The organism is Streptomyces sp. NPDC005899 (assembly GCF_040629645.1).
Lineage (GTDB): Bacteria > Actinomycetota > Actinomycetes > Streptomycetales > Streptomycetaceae > Streptomyces.
This window is the reverse complement of the sequence record NZ_JBEXWB010000444.1, coordinates 1-4,351: the sequence shown is the minus strand read 5'-3', so window position 1 is coordinate 4,351 and position 4,351 is coordinate 1. Positions and strand designations below refer to the sequence as shown.

4 protein-coding genes are annotated in these 4,351 nt (G+C 73.4%); 2 read left to right on the top strand and 2 right to left on the bottom strand.

What is annotated here, in order from left to right; all coding sequences use genetic code 11:
- The first annotated feature begins 139 nt into the window (after window positions 1–139).
- A complete protein-coding gene (locus tag ABZ371_RS29550; RefSeq protein WP_358685286.1) occupies window positions 140–811 on the top strand; it encodes a FadR/GntR family transcriptional regulator in 672 nt (223 codons plus the stop codon).
- A gap of 111 nt (window positions 812–922) precedes the next feature.
- Here ABZ371_RS29550 and ABZ371_RS29545 read toward each other — a convergent pair whose 3' ends face one another.
- Both ABZ371_RS29545 and ABZ371_RS29540 read right to left on the bottom strand, forming a co-directional pair.
- Window positions 923–1,702: an SDR family oxidoreductase gene (locus ABZ371_RS29545; protein WP_358685283.1), complete on the bottom strand. Its 780-nt coding sequence runs from the start codon at window positions 1,700–1,702 to the stop codon at window positions 923–925.
- Window positions 1,699–3,021 (bottom strand): L-fuconate dehydratase, encoded by a 1,323-nt coding sequence (locus tag ABZ371_RS29540; RefSeq protein ID WP_358685280.1) that lies wholly within the window; start codon window positions 3,019–3,021, stop codon window positions 1,699–1,701. Before ABZ371_RS29540 ends, ABZ371_RS29545 begins: the two co-directional genes overlap by 4 nt.
- Window positions 3,022–3,247: 226 nt before the next feature.
- Between ABZ371_RS29540 and ABZ371_RS29535 the strand changes: the two genes are divergently transcribed.
- Entirely contained in the window at window positions 3,248–4,294 is a 1,047-nt protein-coding gene (locus ABZ371_RS29535; RefSeq protein ID WP_358685278.1) for a PAC2 family protein, read from the top strand.
- The last annotated feature ends 57 nt before the right edge of the window (window positions 4,295–4,351 follow it).

The following is a 4,351-nucleotide window of genomic DNA, read 5'->3' as shown; positions in this document are numbered from 1 at the left end:
CGCCCCTCCCCGCGCGCGCCCGGGACGGCCGCCCCGTCGCCGGCCCCGGACCGTACGGGGCGGGCGCCCGGCCCCCCTTCGCACGACCCGCATAATGACGCCATAGATCCGATGTCTTATGTGTGCGAGGAGGCCCTCCATGGCCGTCACCGACGAAGCGATCGAGAAGATCAAGGGAATGATCGTCTCGGGCGCCCTGGCTCCGGGCGACCGGCTCCCCAAGGAGAGCGAACTCGCCGCGGAGCTGGGCCTTTCGCGCAACTCGCTGCGTGAGGCGGTGCGGGCCCTCTCGCTGATCCGGATCCTCGACGTCCGCCAGGGCGACGGCACCTACGTCACCAGCCTGGACCCGCAGCTCCTCCTGGAGGCGCTCAGCTTCGTGGTGGACTTCCACCGCGACGACACCGTGCTGGAGTTCCTCGCCGTCCGCCGGATCCTGGAGCCCGCGGCCACGGCGATGGCGGCCCTGCGCATCGAGGAGTCGCAGCTGGACGCGCTGGACGCGCAGCTGGACGCGCTGGGCTCCGAACCCTCGGTGGAGGAACTCGTCGCCGGGGACCTGGAGTTCCACCGCGGGATCGTCCGGTCCGCCGGGAACTCGGTCCTCTGCTCACTCCTGGACGGCCTGTCCGGGCCGACCACCCGCGCCAGGGTCTGGCGGGGGCTGACCCAGCAGGACGCGGTGAGCCGCACCCTGTACGAACACCGGGCGATACTCGGCGCGCTGCGCGACCGCGACCCGGAGGCCGCCCGGTCCTGGGCGACCGTGCACGTGGCGAGCGTGGAGCAGTGGCTGCGCTCGGCCCTGTGACCCGGTCCGGCGGCCACCGGAGGGCGGAGCGGACTTCCGGACGCCCCGGCCCCGGCCGGTGACGCCGCCCCGGCCCGCACCCGGCCGCCCCGGAGCGCCGACGTCCGCCGGTCAGCCGGCGGCGGGACGCAGGCGCAGGCCCTGCATGCCGCCGTCGACGGCGAGCGCGGTGCCGGTCACGGAGGCGGCGCCCGGACCCGCCAGGTAGGCGACGGCCGCGGCGACCTCGTCGGCCAGGACGAGTCGGCCGAGCGGCTGCCGGGCTTCCAGCGCGGCGCGCTCCGCGACCGGGTCCTCGGCCTGCCCGAGCAGCCGGCCGACCCAGGGGGTGTCGGCGGTGCCGGGGTTGACGCAGTTCACCCGGATCCCCTCGCGGACGTGGTCGGCGGCCATGGCCAGGGTCAGGGAGAGCACCGCCCCCTTGCTCGCGCTGTAGAGGGCGCGCTGCGGCAGCCCGGCGGTGGCCGCGACGGAACAGGTGTGGGTGATCGACACCGCGCCGGGTCGGGCCGCCGCGGACCGGCGCAGGTGGGGAAGGGCGTGCCGGGCCGTGCGGACCATGCCGAGCACGTTGACGTCGAGGACGCGGGCCCACTCCTCGTCGGTGTTGTCCTCGACGGTGCCGATGGATCCGACACCGGCGTTGGACACCAGGGTGTGCAGGCCGCCGAGTTCCCCGGCGGCCCGGTCCACGGCGTCCCGTACGGCGGCGTCGTCCGTCACGTCGGCACGGAGCGCGAGCGTGCCGTGCGGAGCGCCGTCGGTCTCGCGGTCGAGCACGGCCACGCGGGCGCCGCGGGCGAGCAGCAGGGTCGCGACCGCGGCGCCGATCCCGGAGGCGCCGCCCGTGACCAGGGCGCAGAGCCCGTCGAAGTCCTGTGTCGCGTTCATCGGCCGGTCTCCTCGGCGGTACGGCGGGCCTGCCAGACGGGGCCCTGCGGGTAGCGGTGGCGGGTGATGGAGGCGGGGAGCATCCGGGCGGAGAAGCCCGGCGAGAGTGGGGCGGTGTAGCGCCCGTCCTTGATCACGACCGGGTCGGCGAAGTGTTCGTGCAGGTGGTCGACGTATTCGATGACCCTGTCCTCCCAGGTGCCGGAGACCGCGACGTAGTCGAACATGGCGAGGTGCTGCACCAGTTCGCAGAGTCCGACACCGCCGGCGTGGGGGCAGACGGGCACGCCGTGCTTGGCGGCGAGGAGCAGGACGGCGAGGTTCTCGTTGACGCCGGCGACCCGTGCGGCGTCGATCTGGAGGAAGTCGGCCGCTCCCGCCTGGAGCAGCTGCTTGAACACCACCCGGTTGGCGACGTGTTCGCCGGTGGCGACCTTCACCGGCTGCCCCGCGCGGATGGCCGCGTGGCCGAGTACGTCGTCGGGACTGGTCGGCTCCTCGATCCAGTACGGGTCGTACGGTGCGAGGGCGGTCATCCACTCCACCGCGGCCGGGACGTCCCAGCGCTGGTTGGCGTCGACGGCGATCCGGATGCCGGGGCCGACCGCCTCGCGGGCGAGGGCGAGTCTGCGGACGTCGTCGTGCAGATCGGCGCCGACCTTCAGCTTGATGTGGGTGAAGCCGTCGGCCACGGCCTCGCGGGCCAGCCGGACGAGCTTGGCGTCGTCGTAACCCAGCCAGCCGGGTGAGGTGGTGTAGGCCGGGTAGCCCTCGGCCAGCAGCCGTTCGGTCCGCCCGGCGCGCCCGGGTTCGGCGGCGCGCAGGAGGGCGAGCGCCTCCTCGGGGGTGAGCGCGTCGGTGAGGTAGCGGAAGTCGACGAGGGAGACGAGCTCTTCGGGGGTCATTCCGGCGAGGAACCGCCAGACCGGCAGACCCGCCTGTTTCGCCGCCAGGTCCCAGGCCGCGTTGACGACCGCGCCGGCCGCCATGTGCATCACCCCCTTCTCGGGTCCCAGCCACCGCAGTTGGGAGTCGTGCGTCACCTCGCGGTACAGGGCGGCCAGGTCGGCCGCGGTACGCGGTGCGGGGCGCCCCACGAGGGCGGGGCGGAGGGCTTCGATGGCGGCGGCCATGACATCGTTGCCACGGCCGATCGTGAAGCAGAAGCCGTGCCCCTCGGCGCCGTCGCCGTCCGTACGCAGCACGACGTACGCGGCCGAGTAGTCGGGGTCCGGGTTCATGGCGTCGGAGCCGTCGAGCTGTTCCGAGGTGGGGAACCGGATGTCCTGGACCTCGACGTGCGTGACGGTACGGCTCATGTGCGCCCCTGGAAATAACATCGGATCTCTGGCTGTCATCCGATGTATAGCGTCCGCACGCCCTTGAGTCCAGGCCCTCGGCCGGTCCGGCCCGCCGGCAGCCGCGTACAGATCGGACGAATCAACCCCCGCACGGTTCTCCCGCGCACGCAAACGGGCTACGGCCGCGGCGGCCGGAAGCCGTAAGGTTGGTCCGTACGCAAGGGAACTTCGGAAGGAGGCCTGGGTGATCGAGCTCGAGGGAGTACCCGAGCTGATCGACCCGGTCATGGTGGCCGCGTTCGAAGGCTGGAACGACGCCGGTGACGCCGCCTCCACAGCGGTCGGGCACCTGGACCGGGAATGGAAGGGCGAGGTGTTCGCGGCGCTCGACGCCGAGGACTACTACGACTTCCAGGTCAACCGCCCCACGGTGTGGCTGGACGGCGGGACACGCAAGGTCGTGTGGCCCACCACGCGGCTCTCGGTGGTCCGCGTCGGCGGGGAGAAACCCCGCGACCTCGTGCTGGTCCGCGGTATCGAACCCTCCATGCGGTGGCGGTCGTTCTGCAACGAGATCCTCGGCTTCGCCCACGAGCTGGGCGTCGAGATGGTCGTGGTCCTGGGGGCGCTGCTCGGCGACACCCCGCACACCCGGCCGGTGCCGGTCAGTGGCGTGACCTCGGACCCGGACCTGGCGAGGACCATGGATCTGGAGGAGACCAAGTACGAGGGCCCCACCGGCATCGTGGGCATCCTCCAGGAGGCCTGCACCCACGCGGGCGTGCCCGCCGTCAGCCTGTGGGCCGCGGTACCGCACTACGTCTCGCAACCGCCGAACCCGAAGGCGACCCTGGCTCTCCTGAACCGCCTGGAGGACCTGCTCGGGCTGCGCATCCCTCTGGGCGAACTGCCCGAGGACGCCCGCGCCTGGCAGCTCGGTGTCGACCAGCTGGCGGCCGAGGACAGCGAGGTGGCGGAGTACGTGCAGACGCTGGAGGAGGCCCGGGACACCGCGGAGCTGCCCGAGGCATCCGGGGAGGCCATCGCCCGGGAGTTCGAGCGGTATCTCAGGCGCCGTGACGTCGGCGGCCCCGGACAGGCGCCGGGCGGGCACGCGACGGAGAGCGGTGACGCGTCCTACCTCAGGGACCCGTCGAGCGGCCGCACCCGGCCGCCCAGGCCCCAGCGGCCGGAGCCGGGGCGCCCGGAGACCGGTCGCCGGAAGGACGCGGACCCGCCCGCCGACCCGCCCGCCGGGCCGGACGAGGACCCGGACGCCTCCGACGACTGAGCCGTCCCCGCACCCACCCCGTACGCACCGCGGCCCCGGACCTCACCGAGAGGTCCG

Excerpts from the sequence above, each read along its gene's own strand:
- ABZ371_RS29550 (WP_358685286.1), top strand. The coding sequence starts at position 140 with ATGGCCGTCACCGACGAAGCGATCGAGAAGATCAAGGGAATGATCGTC.
- ABZ371_RS29545 (WP_358685283.1), bottom strand. The coding sequence starts at position 1,702 with ATGAACGCGACACAGGACTTCGACGGGCTCTGCGCCCTGGTCACGGGC.
- ABZ371_RS29540 (WP_358685280.1), bottom strand. The coding sequence starts at position 3,021 with ATGAGCCGTACCGTCACGCACGTCGAGGTCCAGGACATCCGGTTCCCC.